Origin of the sequence: Candidatus Electronema sp. JC (assembly GCF_048287365.2) — a bacterium.
In the GTDB taxonomy this organism is placed as follows: domain Bacteria; phylum Desulfobacterota; class Desulfobulbia; order Desulfobulbales; family Desulfobulbaceae; genus Electronema.
The window spans coordinates 1-19,413 of record NZ_JBLWEM020000008.1 but is presented as its reverse complement, the minus strand read 5'-3'; the positions used below and the strand labels follow the sequence as shown (position 1 = coordinate 19,413).

At 58.4% G+C, this 19,413-nt stretch carries 17 protein-coding genes; 5 read left to right on the top strand and 12 right to left on the bottom strand.

Annotated elements, in window-relative coordinates:
- The 3 genes from ACNKH3_RS01240 to ACNKH3_RS01230 all read right to left on the bottom strand — a co-directional run.
- Window positions 1–283, bottom strand: a 283-nt coding sequence (locus ACNKH3_RS01240; protein WP_417915837.1) for a tetratricopeptide repeat protein, incomplete at its 3' end; no start/stop codon positions are given.
- A 44-nt stretch (window positions 284–327) separates the two neighbouring features.
- Complete coding sequence (locus ACNKH3_RS01235) at window positions 328–2,085, bottom strand: hypothetical protein (protein ID WP_417915838.1); 1,758 nt, start codon at window positions 2,083–2,085, stop codon at window positions 328–330.
- Between the two features lie 146 nt (window positions 2,086–2,231).
- Window positions 2,232–3,623, bottom strand: coding sequence for a sodium:proton antiporter (locus ACNKH3_RS01230; RefSeq protein WP_420207951.1), 1,392 nt, complete (start codon window positions 3,621–3,623; stop codon window positions 2,232–2,234).
- Window positions 3,624–3,925: 302 nt separating this feature from the next.
- Between ACNKH3_RS01230 and ACNKH3_RS01225 the strand changes: the two genes are divergently transcribed.
- Genes ACNKH3_RS01225 through ACNKH3_RS01210 form a run of 4 tightly spaced genes read left to right on the top strand, consistent with a single transcriptional unit; the run spans window position 3,926 to window position 7,747 of the window.
- Window positions 3,926–5,035 (top strand): ABC transporter ATP-binding protein, encoded by a 1,110-nt coding sequence (locus tag ACNKH3_RS01225; RefSeq protein ID WP_420207950.1) that lies wholly within the window; start codon window positions 3,926–3,928, stop codon window positions 5,033–5,035.
- 3 nt (window positions 5,036–5,038) lie between these two features.
- The gene (locus ACNKH3_RS01220) at window positions 5,039–5,869 is read left to right on the top strand and encodes an ABC transporter permease (protein ID WP_420207949.1); all 831 of its coding nucleotides are present in this window, start codon (window positions 5,039–5,041) and stop codon (window positions 5,867–5,869) included.
- Window positions 5,870–6,649 (top strand): ABC transporter permease, encoded by a 780-nt coding sequence (locus tag ACNKH3_RS01215; RefSeq protein ID WP_420207948.1) that lies wholly within the window; start codon window positions 5,870–5,872, stop codon window positions 6,647–6,649.
- A 27-nt stretch (window positions 6,650–6,676) separates the two neighbouring features.
- Window positions 6,677–7,747, top strand: coding sequence for an extracellular solute-binding protein (locus ACNKH3_RS01210; protein WP_420207947.1), 1,071 nt, complete (start codon window positions 6,677–6,679; stop codon window positions 7,745–7,747).
- 62 nt (window positions 7,748–7,809) lie between these two features.
- On the opposite strand, the gene ACNKH3_RS01205 is transcribed toward ACNKH3_RS01210, so the two are convergent.
- The 8 genes from ACNKH3_RS01205 to ACNKH3_RS01170 all read right to left on the bottom strand — a co-directional run bounded on the left by ACNKH3_RS01205 (window position 7,810) and on the right by ACNKH3_RS01170 (window position 15,237).
- On the bottom strand, window positions 7,810–8,256 hold the full coding sequence (locus ACNKH3_RS01205; RefSeq protein ID WP_420207946.1) for a hypothetical protein: 447 nt from the start codon (window positions 8,254–8,256) through the stop codon (window positions 7,810–7,812).
- Between the two features lie 171 nt (window positions 8,257–8,427).
- Window positions 8,428–9,291 (bottom strand): 16S rRNA (adenine(1518)-N(6)/adenine(1519)-N(6))-dimethyltransferase RsmA, encoded by an 864-nt coding sequence (rsmA, locus tag ACNKH3_RS01200; RefSeq protein ID WP_420207945.1) that lies wholly within the window; start codon window positions 9,289–9,291, stop codon window positions 8,428–8,430.
- A 102-nt stretch (window positions 9,292–9,393) separates the two neighbouring features.
- Entirely contained in the window at window positions 9,394–11,052 is a 1,659-nt protein-coding gene (gene groL / locus ACNKH3_RS01195) for a chaperonin GroEL (protein ID WP_420207944.1), read from the bottom strand.
- Window positions 11,053–11,116: 64 nt separating this feature from the next.
- Window positions 11,117–11,407 carry a co-chaperone GroES gene (gene groES / locus ACNKH3_RS01190; RefSeq protein ID WP_420207943.1) on the bottom strand — a complete coding sequence of 97 codons (291 nt, stop codon included), beginning with the start codon at window positions 11,405–11,407 and terminating at the stop codon, window positions 11,117–11,119.
- Window positions 11,408–11,628: 221 nt separating this feature from the next.
- Window positions 11,629–12,576: a tRNA (adenosine(37)-N6)-dimethylallyltransferase MiaA gene (gene miaA, locus ACNKH3_RS01185; protein ID WP_420207942.1), complete on the bottom strand. Its 948-nt coding sequence runs from the start codon at window positions 12,574–12,576 to the stop codon at window positions 11,629–11,631.
- On the bottom strand, window positions 12,576–12,998 hold the full coding sequence (locus tag ACNKH3_RS01180; protein WP_420207941.1) for a ComEA family DNA-binding protein: 423 nt from the start codon (window positions 12,996–12,998) through the stop codon (window positions 12,576–12,578). The genes miaA and ACNKH3_RS01180 overlap by 1 nt, the downstream gene beginning before the upstream one ends.
- An 8-nt stretch (window positions 12,999–13,006) precedes the next feature.
- Window positions 13,007–13,285 carry a hypothetical protein gene (locus ACNKH3_RS01175; protein WP_420207940.1) on the bottom strand — a complete coding sequence of 93 codons (279 nt, stop codon included), beginning with the start codon at window positions 13,283–13,285 and terminating at the stop codon, window positions 13,007–13,009.
- Between the two features lie 29 nt (window positions 13,286–13,314).
- Entirely contained in the window at window positions 13,315–15,237 is a 1,923-nt protein-coding gene (locus tag ACNKH3_RS01170) for an ASKHA domain-containing protein (RefSeq protein ID WP_420207939.1), read from the bottom strand.
- 198 nt (window positions 15,238–15,435) lie between these two features.
- Between ACNKH3_RS01170 and recN the strand changes: the two genes are divergently transcribed.
- Window positions 15,436–17,112: a DNA repair protein RecN gene (recN, locus tag ACNKH3_RS01165; protein WP_420207938.1), complete on the top strand. Its 1,677-nt coding sequence runs from the start codon at window positions 15,436–15,438 to the stop codon at window positions 17,110–17,112.
- Window positions 17,113–17,189: 77 nt separating this feature from the next.
- On the opposite strand, the gene ACNKH3_RS01160 is transcribed toward recN, so the two are convergent.
- The gene (locus tag ACNKH3_RS01160; RefSeq protein WP_417917053.1) at window positions 17,190–19,217 is read right to left on the bottom strand and encodes a COR domain-containing protein; all 2,028 of its coding nucleotides are present in this window, start codon (window positions 19,215–19,217) and stop codon (window positions 17,190–17,192) included.
- Window positions 19,218–19,413: the final 196 nt, after the last annotated feature.

Sequence of the window (19,413 nt, the reverse complement as noted above, 5' to 3'; positions counted from 1 at the left end):
GATGATCGCCCTGCACCCCATGAAGATAGAGCATGGTGTACAGCGTCGCCACTCTCTGGTTCCTGTGGCCGATCTCATGGCTGATGCGCAGGCTTTGCTCAAGATGACTCAGGGCGGCGGCATAGTTGCCCTGCTTCCTGTAAAGACAGCTGATGTGGTTGAGCGTCTCCCTTTCCTGCTTTCTGTCGCCCAGCTCTTGGCACAGGGCAAGCCTCTGCTCAAACATGGCCAGCTCCTCCGTATGCTTGTCAATGCGCTCAAGGTCGCAGAATTGGTTGTCCATGTCTCCTCCGGTTGCCTCTGCGGCATCACATAGTGCCCCGCGCCTTACGGCTCCTGATACTTCGGGCACGCCCTCTTTGCATCGTAGTCCTTGTAGGCCGGATCGTCATAGCTTTCGTGACAAGGCAGACACAGCCCGACCCGCAGGATGCGGCGCAGCTCCTCGGCGTTGAAAGGCCGCAGGTCAGGCCGCGAGCCGTGCTGGAGCTGCTGGCCGTCAATGGTGACAAAGGCATCGAGCGGCACGGTGCGTCCTTGCAGCGTCTCCACGCCCTGCCCGACGGAATGGAACGCCCATTTGCCGTCCTTCTTCGTCACCGTGCCTTCGCCCAAGCCGACAGTCTTGGTGGAGGCATGGCAGTCAGCGCAGGGCCTGCCTTTGGCCTGCGTGGTGTGCGGATTGATGGCCGCCATAGTGAAGCGGTTGAAGCCGCCTTCCACCTTGCCGTCCTTGTCGATCAGCGTCACCACATCCTGACAGCCCGGCGTGACGATCACCACCTTGTCCTTCCACACAGCGAGCATCGGCTGCTCGTAGCGGATGTAGGAACGACCCTCCTTCCACCAGCCAGGCGTTTGCTCCAGCTTCAGCTTGTCAAGGTCAGTCTCGCTCAGGTCGCGCTTGACGTGGCAGCCGTAGCACTGCGGCACCCAAGTGGCATGACAGGCGACGCAGGACAGCCGCTTGTGTCCCGGATAGGCGCAGGCATCCTGCTTGGGCTGGCGCAGCGGGCGCACCTCGCCGTCATTGCGGCCCGTGAGGACAAAGCCTTCTTTGCCCTTGCTGATGTTGGTGACTTTGCGGCCCTTGCGCGTCAGGCCCGGCTCGGCGCTGTGGCAGCCCTCGCAGCTGATCTCCAGCTGCTCCTCGTAGTGGGCGTACTGCGTGCCGTCGCCCATGATCTCCTCGCGGGTGTGGCAGTCAATGCAGGACATGCCTTTCGTATGGTGCACATCCTCAGCGATCTCCAAGTAGAAGCGTCCGCCCGGCAGCTGTTTGGAGGACGGCTTGCCCTTTTCATACGGCGTGCCGTAGCCCTCGCCCTCGAACATTCCGGCGTAGGAGATGCCGATGCGCCCTGAGCGGTTGTGGCAGCGAACGCAGTTCTCGTCCGGCACCTTCTTGCTGATCTGCGGATGCGGCTTTTTGCCCTGTGGCTGCTTCTCGTCAAAGGAAGTCACGGTGGTGCGCTCGTCGCCCTTGGCCGGAATGTAGTGGCAGGCCGAGCAGCCGCCGCCTTTCTCGTTGAAGAACTTCGGCGCGCCGGGCAGGTCGTTCTTCTGCTTCCAGAGATGACAGGTAGCGCAGAGCTTGCGGAAGTAATCCAAGGCTAAGGAGTTCTCGCCGCTTTCCAGCAATTGCTCCACCGTGATTGCCGCGTCCTGCGTGTCGCGCTCGCCCCAGTAATAGAGCAGCGTGGAGAGGATGCCCCGGTTGGTGGCCATGAGCGAGTTCTTCACCTTGTGCACGTCCGCCGGATGACAGCCTTCCTTGCCGCAGCTCTTCTCCACCACCCGCAGATCGCCGGGGTTGAGCACCATGCCCTTGTGCGCTTTCTCCTTGTCAATCGCCGCCGCGTCGCCGAGATGGCAGGGCGAACAGCCGATCATCTGCGCCGCGTGGGCGGGGTCGGGCTGCTCGTCCTTGTGGCAGGACAGGCACATTTCGAGAAAGCCTGCGGTGGTGACTTCAATCTTCTCAGGCCGCTCGGTCTGCCTTTCCTGCCAGATCAGATAGCCGATCAGGGCGAGGACGAAGAGCGCGGCGGTGATAATGGAGAACGTGTTGCGGGGCGCGGACATGGGATCTTTGCGAGAAAAAGTGGGCGGATGAATTGCCCCACTATACACGGTGTGCAGCGGATTTAGCAACTGCGGACAGCGTGTTGCGCAATGCGGACATTTTCTTGTTTTTTGTTAAAAAACAAGGGCGATGAGCGAAGTTCCGCTCATCGGAAAAAGACTAAAGTCACCAGCAGCAGCACCGGCAGCAGGATGCAGCCGGACCAAGCCATATAGCCGAAGAAGCTCGGCATCTTGACCTTGTTTTCCTCAGCGATGGCCTTGACCATGAAGTTCGGGCCGTTGCCGATGTAGGTGTTCGCGCCCATGAAGACCGCGCCGCAGGAGATGGCGACCAAGATATTTGCCGCCTGCGCGCCGCCCTTGGCGAGGAACTCGGCCAGATATTTCTGGCTCTCTACGCTCACGCCCATGCTGCCTGCGGCGGTGGCGGCAAAGGTCAGGTACGTGGGCGCGTTGTCCAAGAAGCTCGATAGCAGGCCGGTGCCCCAGAAATACTGCCACGGCTCAGTCAGGCCCAACTCTTTGCCATGCACATTGAGCACAGTCAGCGGCGCGATCATGGTGATGAAGATGCCGAAGAAAAGCACCGCCACCTCGATGATTGGTGCGAATGTGAAACTGTTGGCGGCACGGGTTTCTTTTTTGGTGGTGAAATACGCGGCCAGCGTGAGCGCGGTCATCAGGGCTTCCTGCACGCCGAGGGGCCATTCGCCGCCCCAGCCTTGACCTTTGCCGAGGATGACCAGCACAATGCCGCCAAGAAAGAAAAAGTTGTGCCAGCCTTCAATGCCTAACGGCTCGTGCCGAAGCGCCCGCTCCAGCTGCGGGCCTTTGCGCTCCTTCTCTTCGCGGTCCAGCATGTACTGATCAACCAAGTTGCCGATAATGATCAGCAGGCCGTTGACCAAAAGCCATTCTTTCCAGAGCTGAAGCGTCCAGCCGAAAGGCACGCCTTTGAGGAAGCCGAGGAAGAGCGGCGGGTCGCCGAGCGGGGTGAGCAGGCCGCCGCAGTTGGAGACAACAAAGATGAAAAAAATCACCAGATGGACTTTGTTGTGCCGCGACCGGTTGGCCCGGAGAAGCGGCCGGATCAGCACCATCGAGGCGCCGGTGGTGCCGATGAAGCTGGCCAGCGTGCCGCCGATGATCAGAATGACCGAGTTGGAGAGCGGCGTTCCGGCCAAAGAGCCTTTGATGTAGATGCCGCCGGAGATGACGAAGAGCGCGGCCAGCAGGACAATAAAGGGCAAATACTCATAGAGCAGGGCGTGGAGCAGCGCCGCCCCGCCCGCAGTGCCAAAGGAGAGCAGCATGTAGGCTGCGAAAATCAGGGCGAAAAATCCGCTGACCAAGGCGCGGTTGCGGTTGCTCTCCCACCAGTGGTGCGCGGCCAGAGGCAGCACGGCGATGCAGAGCAGGAGCAGGGCGAAAGGGGCGATCCAGACAGGCGGGATGTCGGGGCCGTGGCCGCCGCTGGCCAATGCCGCCGCCGGGGCGGAGAGCAGCAGGACTGCGGCTGAAAGAATTTTAGTCATGATGTTTGAGAAGAAATCGTTGTAATTGAGCCGCCTGCGCGGCTGCGGCGCGGGCGGCTTCCAGCCCGGACAACAATACGGGAGAAGGCGGGGCAAAGTCAACCAGAAACGGCGGCAAAACAGGATTTCCCGCAGCAGCTGCGGCCACAGGTTTTGTCTTGACAAAACGGCTTGAGGACGAGTATTTTCCAATCGCTGGCCGCCAGTTATAATGGGTCGGAATTTCATCAATCGCAACGGGACGCAGCCTGCCGCCGCAGCGGAGGGCAGGAGAGGCGTTTCATCATCCTCAGGTTGACGCGGTGAAAAGCAGCCAGGTCACTATCGAGAACGTTTCAAAACGCTTTGGCGACTTTGTCGCCTTGAACAACACGTCGCTGACCATCAGCAAGGGCGGGTTTTATTCATTGCTCGGCCCTTCCGGCTGCGGCAAGACCACGCTGCTCCGCATTATCGGCGGATTTGAAATGCCAAGCGAAGGAGCTGTCTATTTTGACGGTGTCAATGTGCTGCCGCTGCCGCCGAACAAACGGCACGTCAACACGATTTTTCAGAGCTACGCCCTTTTTCCTCATCTGACAGTCTTTGAAAATGTCGCTTTTCCCCTCCGCCTGAAGAAAGTTGCCAATGCGGAGATCAAAAGAGCTGTGGAGGAAAATCTGACCTTGGTCAAAATGGAGAGCGAGAGCAAGAAGTATCCCCGCCAGCTTTCCGGCGGCCAGAAGCAGCGCATCGCCATTGCCCGCGCTTTGATCAACCAGCCGCAGGTGCTGCTCTTGGACGAGCCGCTCTCAGCCTTGGATGCCAAGCTGCGCCAGCACATGCTGCTGGAATTAGACGCGATTCACGACAAGGTCGGCATCACTTTCATCTACGTCACCCATGATCAGGCTGAGGCACTGAGCGTGTCGGATCAGGTCTGCGTCCTCAACAAAGGCCAGATTCAGCAGATCGGCACTCCGGCGGAAATCTACGAAAGCCCGGCAAATGAGTTTGTCGCCCGCTTCATCGGCGAAACCAACTACATCCGAGGCAAAGTCATCGCCGTGACTGACGAGGAGAACGCGGTCTTTGAGTCGCCGGAATACGGCAAATTCAACATTTGGCGCGACAAAAAAGTGCAGCCCGGCAGCAGCGTTGCCCTGACGGTCCGGCCTGAAAAAATCCGCATCGCGCCGGGCAAGCCGAGCAATCTGCCGCCGGATGTCAATGTTCTGCGCGGCACTGTGGAGGACATGATCTACACCGGCTTCCAGACAAAATATTTTGTCCGGGTCAATGGCACCAAAGAGCCGCTGCTCGTTTTCCGCCAGCATGTGCAGTATTTCATGGACGAGAAGCCCATCACTTGGAAAGATGAGGTCAGCGTCTGGTGGAACACCAAAGACAGCTTCATGGTGGAGGTGAACTGACAAATGCGCAAGAATTACGGGCCGATTTACGTCACGCCCATCGCCTTCTGGCTCATCGCCTTCCTCTCGGTGCCGCTGCTCATCACCCTGAGCTACAGCTTCATGGAGAAAGGACTGTATGGTGGAGTGGAGCTGAAATTCTCCTTGGCTGCTTATAAATCGCTGCTCAACACCGCTGTGCTCAAGGTGCTGCTCAACACCATCATCATCGCCGTGGCCTCCACCGCGCTGATGGTCACGCTGGCTCTGCCAACAGCTTATTACATCGCCCGCAGCCCGGTGAAAAACCTGCTCCTGATGCTGATCATCATTCCATTCTGGACGAATTTCCTGATCCGCATTTATGCGTGGATTGCCATACTCGGCAGCAATGGTCTGCTCAACAGCTTTCTGCTCTCCACCGGCTTGATCGACGCGCACATCCAGTTTCTTTACAATCGCTATGCGATTATTTTAGTCATCATCTACACCACCATTCCTTTTGCCATTTTTCCGCTCTATTCGACCATTGAAAAATTTGACTTCTCTCTGATCGAGGCAGCAATGGATTTGGGCGCGTCGAAATTCCGCGCGCTTTGGCTGGTGATGATTCCCAACATCCGCAGCGGCATAACCACCGCCATTCTCTTCACCTTCATCCCGACCTTTGGCAATTTTGCCGTGCCGCAGTTAGTCGGCGGGACTGATTCGTGGATGCTGGGCAATCTGATCGTCCGCGAGCTGAACATCACCAGAAACTGGCCGCTGGCATCCTCAATTTCTGTGGTGCTGACTTCCGTGACCATGATCGGCGTATTATTCTTCATGCGCTCGCAGAGCAAAAAGGAGCTGTAGATGAGCAAACCGGGCAAATTTTCGCTGGGTGTCTTTCTCTTTGTCACCCTTTTCCTGCATATTCCGTTAGTCATTCTGGTTGTTTCCTCTTTCAACAGTTCCAAGTCTATGCGCTGGGAGGGATTTTCCCTGAAGTGGTATCACGAGCTGTTCTATAACTCGCAGCCGCTCTGGCACAGCTTTTACAACAGCATCATAGTCGCCATCTCCTCCGCAGTGACTGCCACAATTATTGGCTCTCTGGGGGCAATCGGTCTCTGCTGGTACAATTTCAGAATGAAAAAGGCCATTCAGACCCTGACCTTTTTCCCGATCATCCTGCCGGAAATCATCATCGGCGTGTCCATTCTGATTTTTTTCAACAAGATCGGCCTCAACCTCAGTTTACTCACCGTCTTTCTTGCCCATGTCACTTTCAACATCCCCTTTGTCCTGATGACGGTGATGGCCAGACTGGAGGAATTTGATTTTTCAATCGTCGAAGCTGCTTACGATTTGGGCGCGAGCGAATTGGACATGCTCCTGCGCGTTTTGCTGCCAATCGCCATGCCAGGGATCATCGCCGGGCTGCTGCTGGCTGTCACTCTCTCGCTGGAAGATTTTGTCATCACTTTTTTTGTCGCCGGACCAGGATCTTCAACCTTGCCGCTGCACATTTTCTCAATGATCCGCTTTGGCGTGTCGCCGGCCCTCAATGCCTTGTCGGTGGTGATCATTGTCGGCACCGCGCTGCTGGCTTGGTCAACCAAAAATCTCTACTCTTCTCTACTGAAGAGATAACATTTCCCTCATCAAAGGAGCGTGGTCATGGAAAAATTGTCCTTGCTGCTGCTTTCGGCAGCCGCCCTCTGCCTTTCCGTGCAGGGCTGTTCTGACTCAAAAAAAGAAGAGCAGGCCCAGTCGAAAGATAAAGCTGCGGAGCAGAAGCTGTTTATTTACAACTGGACGTACTATATTCCAGATCAGGTGGTCAAGGATTTTGAAAAAGCGTACAATGTCAAGGTCGTTTATGACATGTACGCCTCAAATGAGGAAATGTTCACCAAGCTGAAGGCAGGCGGCGGCGGTTACGACCTCGTTTTTCCATCTGGTGATTACGTCTCCATCATGATCAAGGAGAACATGCTGGAGCCAATTGACAAAAACAAAGTGCCAAATTTTGTCAATATTGACCCTGCTGTTTTGAAGAAAATCAACTTTGATGCAGGGAATAAATATTCCGTTCCTTACATGATGGGCGCGGCAGGTGTGGCCGTGAACACCAAAGAGGTTCCGGCAGGATTTGAGAAAAGCTGGGCACTCTTCAACCGGGATGATCTGAAAGGCCGGATGACCATGCTCGACGACATGCGCGAGGTGCTGGGCGCGGCTCTCAAATCCTTAGGTTATTCGGTCAACACGACGAACCTTGAGGAGCTGAAGCAGGCAAAAGAGTTAGTCAAGCAGTGGAAGAGCAAGATCGTCAAATTTGACGCGGAGACCTTTGCCAAAGGTTTTGCCGCCGGTGAATTCTGGGTGGTGCAGGGCTATGCTGAGAACATTTTTCTTGAGCTGGACGAGGAAGGGAAAAAGCATGTCGAGTTCTTTATTCCAAAAGAAGGCAGCGCAATGTACATGGACAGCATGGTGCTGCTGAAGAACGCCAAGAACAAGGAGCTGTCCTACACCTTCATGAACTACATTCACAAGCCTGAGGTCTATGCCCAGATTGCCGACTTCCTTATGCTGCCGTCCATCAATATCCCAGCCCGCGATATCCGCACCGTGAAGCCGAATTATGAAATTTCTGACTTGGAACGCTCGGAATTCAAGGAAGACCTTGGCGACACGATAAAGGATTACAATCAAACTTGGCAGGAGATCATTGTCGGCGAGTGATTGCCAGCGCATCCGCTCTTTCGGCCTATGCTCCTCCGGCATAGGCCATTTTTTCACCCGGCTCAGAACTTCAGAAATTGACTCAAAAACTGCATGTCAGGCATGTTCTGGGCAACACCGGGCTGCTGGCCGGAACAGAACTCTGCTGATTTGGTGAAGTATTCAACGCCAGCCTTGATGCAGTTTTCCACCAGTCCGTCATGTCCTCTGCAAATGGAGCAGTAACTGGTGATGCAGGCAGGAACATGCATGGCCGCTTGACAGCTCAGGCCACGCTTCTGCGCGTCATTGATGAGATTTTGCACATACATCTCAATGCCTTTCTGGTTGTCGCAGCCGCAGTGCTCCATGGCCGTTCTGTTTGCTGCCTCCGTTGGCATCGCCTGAAGGGCAGCCGAGCGCAGCTCAGAAGAAATTTCAACCGCCGCCGCCGGACCGCTGATGACAGCCAAGCCGAATGCTGCTGTGAAAAAATTCCGTGCTGACAGGATGCTGGTGATCTTCGTCATGTTCTCTCTCCCGCAGGATTTCCCCTGCTTTTAGTGTGACTATTGCTGCATCAGCCGTGACCGGCTGAATTCCATGCGTTGGATGGCAGCTATAGTATCCATGCCAGAATGAATGGAAGATGAACGGAGAAGTTTTTTTGTGCGCCCGGTTTAGTTGAATGAGGTTATTGCTTAAATTAACTGCTCATTTTTTTTGCCTATCTGTCGGGTCAGCCGGGTGAAATCCTCCACAGTCAGACGTTCGGCCCGCTCTGAAGGTGCAAGCCCGGCAGCGGCGAGAGCGGCGGCCAGCTCCGCTTTGCCGCCCAGTCCGGCAGCGTTCAGGCTGTTGAGCAGAGTTTTCCGCCGCTGGCCAAAGGCCGCGCTCACCACCCGTTTGAGCAGCGGGCGGTCGAAATCTCCCAGCTGCCGCGCCCGCTCCGGCACTGGCTGAAAAGTCAGCCGCAGCACCAGCGAATCAACCTTGGGCCGGGGATGAAATTCCTCCGGGCCGACCTCCAGCAGCGGCTCGGCAGCCGCGCAGGCGGCGAGCAGCACTGTGGGCGCGCCGTATTCCTTGGTGCCGGGCCGGGCTATGAGTCGCCGGGCAAATTCTTTTTGCAGCATCAGCACGGCAAAGCTGACCTGGTGGCAGCAGTCAATCAGCTTGAAAAGAAAAGGCGAGGAAATCGAGTACGGCAGATTGGCGACGATTTTCAACGGCCCGTGTTCCGCCGCCAAAGCTGAAAAATCCGCTGTCAGCACGTCCTGATGCAGCAAGCGGACATTGGCGGGCAAATCCTGCTGCTCCTCGTGGAGGCGGATGAGGCCGGAATCCGCCTCCACGCCGATGACTTGGCGGGCTGCCTCGGCCAGCGGCACGGTCAGCGCGCCCAGCCCAACTCCCACCTCAATCACGGTGTCCTCCTTGTCCAGCCCGGCCAGATCGGCGATGCGCTCCGCCGTATGCCGGTGAACAAGGAAATTCTGCCCCAGCTTCTTGGAGGCGGCCAAGCCGCCCTGCCGCAGCACGGTTTTGCTTTTTTGGTAAAACATGCTCTCACGGATATAGAGTTGAAAACAAAAGAAGCGGCAGCTCCCATTCTTCGGGAGCCTGCCGCTTCTTCGCTTAAACAGGGCTGCGCAGAGGCAGACGGCTTACATCATGCCGCCCATGCCGCCGCCCATGCCGCCCATGCCGCCGCCCATACCGCCCATGCCGCCGCCAGCCGCGCCTTCCTTCTCCGGCTCCTCGGCGATCATGCACTCGGTGGTCAGCAGCATACCAGATACGGAAGCTGCGTTCTGGAGCGCGGTGCGGGAGACCTTGGTCGGGTCAATAACACCGTCGGCAACCAAGTCGCCATACTGCTCGGTGGCGGCGTTGAAGCCGTTGGAACCGGCCATCGTCTTCACCTTCTCCACAACCACGGAGCCTTCCAGGCCGGCATTGGCCGCGATCATGCGCACCGGCTCCTCAAGAGCGCGGATGATGATCTGCTTGCCCAGCTTCTGCTCGCCTTCGAGCTGGAGCGCCTCGACCGCCTTGATGCAGCGCACAAAGGCCACGCCGCCGCCAGGCACCACGCCTTCCTCAACTGCGGCGCGGGTGGCGTTGAGCGCGTCCTCAACGCGGGCCTTCTTCTCCTTCATCTCAATCTCGGTGGCTGCGCCGACATTGATCACGGCCACGCCGCCGATCAGCTTGGCCAGACGCTCTTGCAGCTTCTCGCGGTCATAGTCAGAAGTGGAGTCGTCAATCTGGGTGCGGATCTGCTTCACCCGCGCGGCCAGCGCATCCTTGTTGCCGTCGCCGTCAATGATGGTGGTGTTGTCCTTGTCAATCACCACGCGCTTGGCGGTGCCAAGGTCGTTGATGGTGACATTCTCCAGCTTGATGCCGATGTCTTCGGTGATGACCTGGCCGCCGGTGAGGACAGCGATGTCCTCCAGCATGGCCTTGCGGCGGTCGCCGAAGCCTGGAGCCTTGACTGCGGCCACATTCAGGGTGCCGCGCAGCTTGTTGACCACCAGCGTGGCCAGCGCCTCGCCATCCACATCCTCAGCGATGATCACCAGCGGCCTGCCCATCTTGGCGACCTGCTCAAGAATCGGCAGCATGTCCTTCATGCTGGAGATCTTCTTCTCGTTGATGAGGATCAGCGGGTTGCTCATGCTGACTTCCATCCGCTCCGCATCAGTGACGAAGTACGGAGAGAGGTAACCACGATCAAACTGCATTCCCTCAACCACATCCAAGGAGGTCTCCATGGACTTGGCTTCCTCAACCGTGATCACGCCCTCTTTGCCGACCTTGTCCATAGCCTCGGCGATGATGTTGCCGATGGTCTTGTCGTTGTTGGCGGAGATGGTGCCGACCTGAGCGATCTCGCTCTGCTCCTTGGTCGGCTTGGAGATGTTCTTCAGCTCGGCGACAACCACATCAACTGCCGCGTCAATGCCGCGCTTGATCTCCATCGGGTTTGCGCCAGCAGCAACCATCTTCACGCCTTCGGTGTAGATGGCCTGAGCCAGCACAGTGGCGGTGGTGGTGCCGTCGCCGGCCACGTCAGAGGTCTTGGAAGCGACTTCCTTCACCATCTGCGCGCCCATGTTCTCGAACTTGTCCTTCAGCTCGATCTCTTTGGCTACGGTCACGCCGTCTTTGGTGATGACCGGCGCGCCAAAGGACTTCTCAATCAGGACGTTGCGGCCTTTCGGGCCGAGGGTGACTTTCACGGCGTTGGCCAAGGTGTTGACACCGTTCAGCATGGACTCGCGGGCCTTGGCACCGTACTTCAACTCTTTGGAAGACATTGCACTTCACTCCTTGTATAGCGTTGCGTTGATGACGTTTGATTGAACAGCAGGCGGGACGCGCTTATTCCTCGATGATGCCGAGGACATCTTCCTCGCGCATGATCAGGTATTTCTGTCCATCGATCTTCACATCGGTGCCGCCATACTTGGAGAACAGCACCCGGTCTCCTGCTTTGACATCCATAGCGATGCGCTCGCCTGCGTCATTCCGCTTGCCTGCGCCGACTGCAATCACTTTGCCCTCGGCGGGCTTTTCTTTGGCAGAGTCGGGGATGATGATGCCGCCTGCGGTCTTCTCTTCTTCTTCCAATCTTTTGACCAGAATGCGGTCATTCAGCGGACGGATGTTCATGGAATAGTCCTCCTGTTGCAGAATTATGTTGAGATGTTCCTGAAGCCGGAATTTCTCGGCTCACATGCGCTGATTTGGACAGGAGCAAGTTCCTGTCAGCTTGACTTGGCCAAACAATAGGGCCGGGGCGGAGAAAATCAAGGGGGCAGGCGAGAAAAAATATTTTTTCCTGTTTTGCTGGTGAAATAACGAAAAAGAGGAATCGGAGCAGCGGACGGAACTCAGCCCAGCTGGCCGCTGAAGAGCGCGGAGCTGATTGCCGCCGCCAGCAGCTCATGCTCGTCCCGCTGAAACCAGCGCAGCTCTTTGTTGGCGGAAAACCACGTCATCTGCCGCTTGGCGTAACGGCGGGTGTCGAGAATGAGCTGCTCCAGCATCTCCGCCTGCGTCCATTCGCCGGAGAGCAGCCGGTTGGCGTGCCGGTAGCCGATGGCCTGCATCGAGGGCAGCTCCGGCCCATAGCCCGCCTGCCGCAGCCGCTTCACCTCCTCAATCAGGCCCTGATCGAGCATAGCTTTGCTCCGTTGAGCAATCCGCTCGCGCAGCTCCTGCTTTGGGCAATGCAGGCCCGCGAGATACGCCCGGCTGAACATCGTCCTGCCCTGCTCTGCCCGCTTCTGCTTCTCAATCAGCTCTGTCCACGTCCTGCCGGAAGTATAAAAAATTTCCAGCCCGCGCAGAAGCCGCTGGGTGTCGTTGGGATGAATCCGCGCCCCGGCTGCCGGGTCAATTCGGCATAATTCAACATGAAGAGCCGCCCTGCCCTCTTCTGTCAGCCGGGCTTGCAGCTGCTCACGGACAGCTTTATTCGCATGCAGGGCATCGAACAGCCCCTCGAACAGGGCTTTCAAATAGAGGCCCGTGCCGCCGGTGAGCAGCGCGGTCTTGCTGCGGGCGGCGATTTTTTCCATTGCGGCAAGGGCATCACGGACAAAACGGGCCGCGTCATACTGCTCATCCGGCTCGGCGATGTCAATGAGATGATGGAGAATCCGCGCCCGTTCCTCAAGGCTGGGTTTGGCTGTGCCGATGTCCATGCCGCGATAGACCTGCATGGAATCCATGCTGACGATCTCGCAGTTGAACTGCTCGGCCAGCCGGAAGGACAGCTCGGTTTTGCCCACAGCAGTGGGGCCGACCAAGACAATGACGGGGCAATCAACTTTCATCAGTCAAAGCAGAGGAGCGGCAGCAGGCGGGCGGAGCGTTTCGGGCCGATGCCTTTGACCTTGATCAGGTCATCCGGCCCGGCAAAGCCGCCCTGCTCTTCCCTGTGCATGATGATATTTTCCGCCAGCTTGGGGCCGATGCCCGGCAGGCGCAGCAGCTCGGCCTGATCAGCCCGGTTCACCGGCAGCGGCAGGTTGAAAAAGGCGGCCAGCTTCGCCGGGATATCGGCACAAGCCATCCCGGCAGTCAGCCGAACGCCCTTTTCTGCTTGGCTGCGGACGAGTTTGCCCACCGCCCAAAAATAGGAGCTGGGCGGCATGTTCCGTGTTGGCAAACGCCAGCCTGCGGCAAAAATCAGGGCGGCGAGCAGCAGCAGTACAAGAGCGCGGAAATCGCTGTCCGGCTGATGAGCCGTCGGCATGGCGGGCCTTACTGCTGCTCCGCCTCTCCGGCCATATCCTCCAGCCGCTGGTTCTGCATGTTCTGCAAGGCTTGGGAGTCCTTGGCCTTGTTTAACGGCTTGTTCAGCTGCTCCGCCGCCTTATGCGCCACTGCGTCTGAAGCCCGCTCAACCACGCCTTTTTCCTCCGCCTCCTGCTTCTCCTCTGAGCAGCCGGCCAGCAGCAGTGCGGCCAAAGCCAGTCCGCAGGCGGCAGCCTTGAGCAGCTGCCTGTTCCTCATTCTGCTGCGCGTGTTGATCATTTTCATTGCTGTTCTCCTTGTGGCTGTCGTGCGGTTCAGTCCGCCAATTTCTTTTGAATGCTTGGAAAAAGCCGCATGTCCGTGTGCGGCAGAAAAAGCGCGGCCATGTAGTGCTGCATGAAGTCCTGATTCTCGGATAGCTCCATGTTGGTCATCAGCTGGCGCACGCCTTCTCGCTCGCGGAAGCGGCTCATATCGCTCATGCTGATCTGGCAGCCGAGGAGCGAGGCGTTGCCGAGATAGTAGAAATGCTCGCGGTCTATGTCCGGCAGCAGGCCAATACAGATCGCCTGCTCCAGATCAAGATAGGCCCCGAAGTTGCCCGCCAGAATCACCTGATCTAAATCAGCGAAGCTGAGGCCGACCGACTCCAGCAGGGTCTGATAGCCTGCGTACATCGCGCCTTTGGCCCGCATCAGGTTGTCTATGTCCACCTCAGTCAGAATGATGTCCTCGCCGATCATTGAGTTGTGCCGCCAAGCAAGGACATACTCCCAGCCGCTGCTGCCCTCCCGGACACGCGGCGTGTCGAGGTCATTTCGGAACTTGCCCTGCTGGTCAATCACCTTGTTTTCCAGCAGTTCAGCGACAATGGCAATCAGGCCGGAGCCGCAGATGCCGCTCGGCTTGGTCTGGCCGACTGTGACCAGCATCGGCTCCAGCGTCTCCGGGTGAATCTGGAATTTCTCAATCGCCCCGGCTGAGGCCCGCATTCCATACTGAATGCCTCCGCCCTCAAAGGCTGGCCCGGCGGAGCAGGCCGCGCAGACCAGCCAGTCCTTGCCGCCGACAACAATCTCGCCGTTGGTGCCGATGTCTATGAACAAGCTGACCTTGTCCGACTTGGCCATCTGGCAGGCGTGCACACCGGAAACGATGTCGCCGCCGACATAAGAGGCCACGCAGGGATAGAGAAAGAGCCGGGTCGAAGGATGGGCGTGGATGCCCAGCTCCGCCGCGCGGGTCAGAGGAAACTCACTCACGCTGGGCACATACGGAGCCTCGCGCAGATATTTCGGATCAATGCCCAAGAGCAGATGCGACATCACCGTGTTGCCTGCGGCCATCATATAGGCGATGTCCGACGGGCTGATGATCAGCTGGCGGCAGATGTCCTCGACAATGCTGTTGATGGTGGCCACGACCTTGGCCTGCAAGGCTTTCAGGCCGCCGGGCCGGGCCGCGTAGATGATGCGCGAGATGACATCTTCGCCATAGCTGATCTGGCCGTTGTAGGCGGAGGACTCCGCCAGCACCTCGCCACTGTGCAGGTCGAGCAGCAGACCGGTGCAGGTGGTGGTGCCGATGTCAATCGCCAAGCCGTAGAGCTTGCTGGTGGTGTCGCCCGCCTCAATGTCAATGATGCGGAAGGGATCGCCTTTGTGCCGCCCGCGCAGGAAAAGGAGCGTCACTTTCCAGTCCGCCTCGCGCAAGGTCTTGGGCAGATAGGTGATGAGCTGGGGCAGGTCGTAGTAGGGGTCGCGCGGATCAGGCCAATGCTGGCGGATGCCGCGCATCACCCGCTGCATGTCGGCAATGTTGTCCTCGATGGTCGGCGGCGGCAGCTCCAGATAGAGCTTGCTCACCGGCGGATCAACGCTCCATGTGCCGACTAGGCTGTCCAAGGCTTTGGCGGAGATGGTGCGGGTGGTCTTCGGCTTGCGCTTGAGGGCCTTGCCGCCTTTGGTGGTCAGCTCCGGGATGGTCACTTCCACGTCTGACTCCACCACCGAGCGGCAGGCCAGCCGGAAGCCCTTGTCCCAGTCCTCCTGCTTGAGATTGGCCTTATCCGAGCGCACCTCGCCCTTGACCAGCACCTTGCATTTGCCGCAGACTCCGTCGCCGCCGCAGCAGGCGTGGACATAGACACCAGCTTTCGCGGCGGCGGCAAGCAGGTTCTCGCCCTGATTGACAACCGCTGTGATGTTCTCAGGCAGAAAGGTGACAGTGCGCTTCATGGACAGCTCCGTGGTCTGCGGGCAGGATCATGCTCTGGGACGATGCGGCATCATAGCACACCGGCTGCGGTTCGGCAACTGCGAGAATGCGGCAGCCCGGAACAGCTTGCGGCATTGCAGCGTTGCTGCTGAATGTCTGTTATAATGCAGGCACCGTTTGGCGTATTTTATTCCAACTCAAAGCACACGACACACATCATGCTGCTGGAGCTGCGCATCAACGATCTGGCCCTGATCAGCGCGCTGGAGCTTGACTTCTCCGCCGCGCCCAAGGGGCTTGTCGTCTTCACCGGCGAGACCGGCGCGGGCAAGTCGATCATCATGCAGGCCGTGCACCTGCTCACCGGCGGCAGAGCCTCAGCCATGCTGGTGCGCAGCGGCTGCCAGCAGGCGGCTGTCGAGGCGGCTTTCGACATCAGCAGGCAGCCGGAGCTGGCCGCGCTGCTCAATCAGCAGGGCTTGGAAAGCGGCGGCGACTGCATCCTCCGCCGGGTGCTCAGCAGCAGCGGGCGCAGCCGCTTCTTCATCAACGACCGCCTGGCCACCGCCCGCGCCGCCGCTGATCTCACTGAAAATTTAGTCAACATCGCGGGCCAGCACGACCAGCAGCAGCTCCTCCGCAGCAGCTGCCACATTGATTTTCTTGACGGCTACGGCGGCCTGCTGGCGCAGCGGCTGCGCTACGCCGAAGTCTTCGAGCGGCGGCAGAAGTTAGTCCGCCGCCGGCATCAGCTCCGCGAGCAGGAGCAGCACAAGGAGCAGAAGCGGGACTTTCTTGGCTTTCAGCTGCGGGAAATCCGGCAGGCAGGGCTGTCGCCGGGCGAGGACGAGGCGCTGATCCGCGAGCGCGACCTGCTCAAATCCTCCACCGCGCTGGCCGAGCTGGCCGGGAAGAGCTGCCTGCTCCTGCGCGAGGAGGTGCGCGGCCCTCTCAGCGTGATCAGAAAGAACATGGAGCAGGCCGCCGCCCTTGACCCCGGCGTTAAAGAGCTGACGGAGCGGATCAGCTCGGCCTGCTTTGAGATCGAGGATTTGGAAGGCTGCCTTGATGCCTACTTGGAGGCCATTCCCTCTGATCAAGGCAGGATGGAACAGATTGCGGCCCGTCTCGCCCTGATCCGCCAGCTTCAGCGCAAGTACGGCGCAGGCATTGAGGAAGTGCTGGCCTTTGCCGGGCGGGTTGAGCAGGAGCTGCATGTGCTGGAGGGCATTGAGCAGGAGCTGGCCGAGGTGGACAAAGAGCTGCTGGCGGTCGAGGCGGAGCTGCGGCGGCTGGCTGCCGGGCTGTCAGCGGCGCGGGCGCAGGCCGGGGAGCGGCTGGCTGCGGCCATGCAGGCTGAGCTGGCCTCGCTCAGTTTCCGCCAGACCCATTTCGGGGTTTCGGTGCAGGCGGCGGACAATCCCGATGGCTCCGGTCTCTCCGCTGACGGCTGGGACCGGGTGGAGTTCCTCTTTTCCGCCAACCCCGGCGAGCCGCTCAAGCCGCTGACCGAGGTGGTCTCCGGCGGCGAGCTGTCGCGGCTGATGCTGGCGATGAAGTGCCTCTTCGCCCGCCAAGACAAGGTGGAGACGGTGATTCTCGACGAAATCGACGCGGGCATCGGCGGCGAGGCAGCCAGCGCGGTGGCCCGCAAGATCGGCGAGCTGGCCGGGCATCATCAGGTTTTCTGCATCACCCATCTGCCTCAGATAGCCGCCTGCGGCGATGTCCATTTTCTGGTGGAGAAAGTCGCCGACGGGGGCCGCACCCGCACCGCCATCCGCCAGCTTTTGCCGGAGGAGCGGCCTGCCGAACTGGCCCGGATGCTCGGCGGCGATCATCCCACGCCGCAGACTGTGGCCTTGGCCAAGGAGCTGCTGGAGGGGGCAAGATGAATACACTTTCCTCAAGCCGAGGCGGCCTGTTCCGGCTGCTTCGGCACGGCTCGTGAGTCTCGACACGCTGAACGCGGTCATTCGCCCTTCCCGCCGCGCTTTGCCCGGTAGCGCAGCCAGAGGTCCTCGGCCACAACTTTCAGGTTGATGCCAAAGCCGAAAAGCTCTGGCTCGGCTTTGAGATTTTTGCCCACCACATCAAGAAATGACTCCTTGTCCTTCGCTTCGCCGCCTGCTTGCGCCAGAATCTTCAGCATCTTCTCGTCATCCACGGTATCCAGCAGCTCACGCACCTTGTACACCTTCTTGGAGCCTTCCGGGGTGTAGGTTTCCTGCTTCAGCTCAAGCAGGGTGCGGAGATGCTCGCAATCCACGCTGCGCGTCTGGTCATCCGGCATGGGCACGCGCTCGCTGACCTTCAGGCCAGCAAAGCCGCTGTTGATTTCCCGCAAGGCGAGCATGATCACAGTGAGGAAAGCTTTGCGTTGCGTGCCTGTCACCTCAATATGAATACGCCTTGCCTCGACATCCGCTTTCACCACCGCAGTTGCCTCAAGCATCGGATTCTGCAAGACAACGCCGCTCCGCCAGCGCAGTTTGTCCTTGATCTCGTGGTGCCGCTTGACGATGAAGCGCGGCATGACTGAGGGCGGCAGGAAGTCCTCATAATGGAGGACAAAGCGGAGCGCGTCCTCGCGCTTGAAATCAAAGGGCGGCTCTGACACATCCAGAAGCTGGGGCAGAAGAACCTCCTTGGCATTCAGTTCATAGCACAGCTCGAACTTCTTCATCAGGTTGATGATGAAGATATAGTCGTTCCGTTCATAACGGTATTCGTCGCCATCCTGCCATGCCAGTATCTCCTTGAGCGCATCCAGCCTGAGCAGACCTTTGCCTGCGGCAATCAGCTCGGCATTGATGATCTTATACACCGCGCCAGTCACCCACTTTGGATCAAGGATGTTGTTGCCGTCCAACTCAAATTCATCAAAGTGAATGACAATGCCGAGATCGTGCAGGAAAGCGGCCAGCACATTGCGGCTGATCGCGCCGCTCACGCCTGCTTCCCGGCAGACCGTCTCGAACTTCTCATAACTGATGCGCGGCTCGTTCATCTGCTCCAGCTGCGCCTTTGCTCTGAACCAACTCGTGGGCCATTCATTCTTGGTCAACGGGACGTTGTTCAATTCCTTGCACAGTGCTTGCTTGAAGGCTTCGATGCCGTTGCCGGTCTTGCAGGAAGTCTTCCAGAAGCCCTTGATGAACGGGTATTTCTCTTGCAGAAAACGCCGGTTGAGATCAAAGCCGGGATTAGTGTCGTACTTGTTGAGCACAACTAAGACCGGCGAGCCGCCGCCGAAGCTCTCGATGTAGCGCAGCCAGTATTCGGGCCGCTCGTCGCGCCTGCCATCAAGGACAAGGACGTACAGGCTGCGGCGCGAGAGGAAAAACTGGTGCGTGGCGTGCATGATCTCTTGACCGCCGAAGTCCCAGAGCTTGCAGCGGACGTGCTGGCTGCCGGTGTCGAGCTGCCAGTCCTTGATGCGGATGCCGTGCGTGGTGGCCTCGTGCGGGTCGAACCGCTCGCCGCGCAGACAGCGGGTGAGCGAGGTCTTGCCCGATGCGCCTTCGCCTATAAGGATGATCTTGACCTCAGCTAATGTCTGCCCGCCTTCTTCGAGCGAGGTGAAGTATTCGCGAATGGCTTCGATGCCTTGGACAGCGAGTTCGTAAGGTGGGGAGATGAGGGGGTTGTCGTAAAGATAAAGCTCTTTTAGGTTGGTCAGCTGGACAATTTCTGGAGGCAACGATGTAAGCTGGTTGCCGCTAAGGTAAAGTTCGGTCAGATTCTTTAGCTGAACGATCTCTGGTGGTAATAAGGTAAGGCAGTTGCCTTCGAGGTCAAGCCAATTTAAATTCGTAAGCTGAAAGAGTTCTGAGGGCAGACTGGAAAGCTGGTTTCTGTAAAGGTGAAGCGAGGTGAGATTCGTAAGCTGAAAGAGTTCTGAGGGCAGTTTAGTTAAACCTAACGCTGCAAGATTAAGACTCATTGCCCCTGTTTCCGCAGCCTCTTTAATCAGCCGCAAGGCACTTTCTTTGCGCATTGTCTTGTTCCTCCGTGGGTGTTGTTGCCGTGTGGTGTAGGGGCGATTCGCGAATCGCCCCTTGTATTATGAGATTGGGATGGATTAGCATAGTCCATACCGATGCTAGGAGAGCCGGATGCCGCAACGCCCCTTGGGCCAAAGAGTCCGCGACGTAGATAACGCACCGGTCTCTCCAGTTTTTCCTGCTGGAACT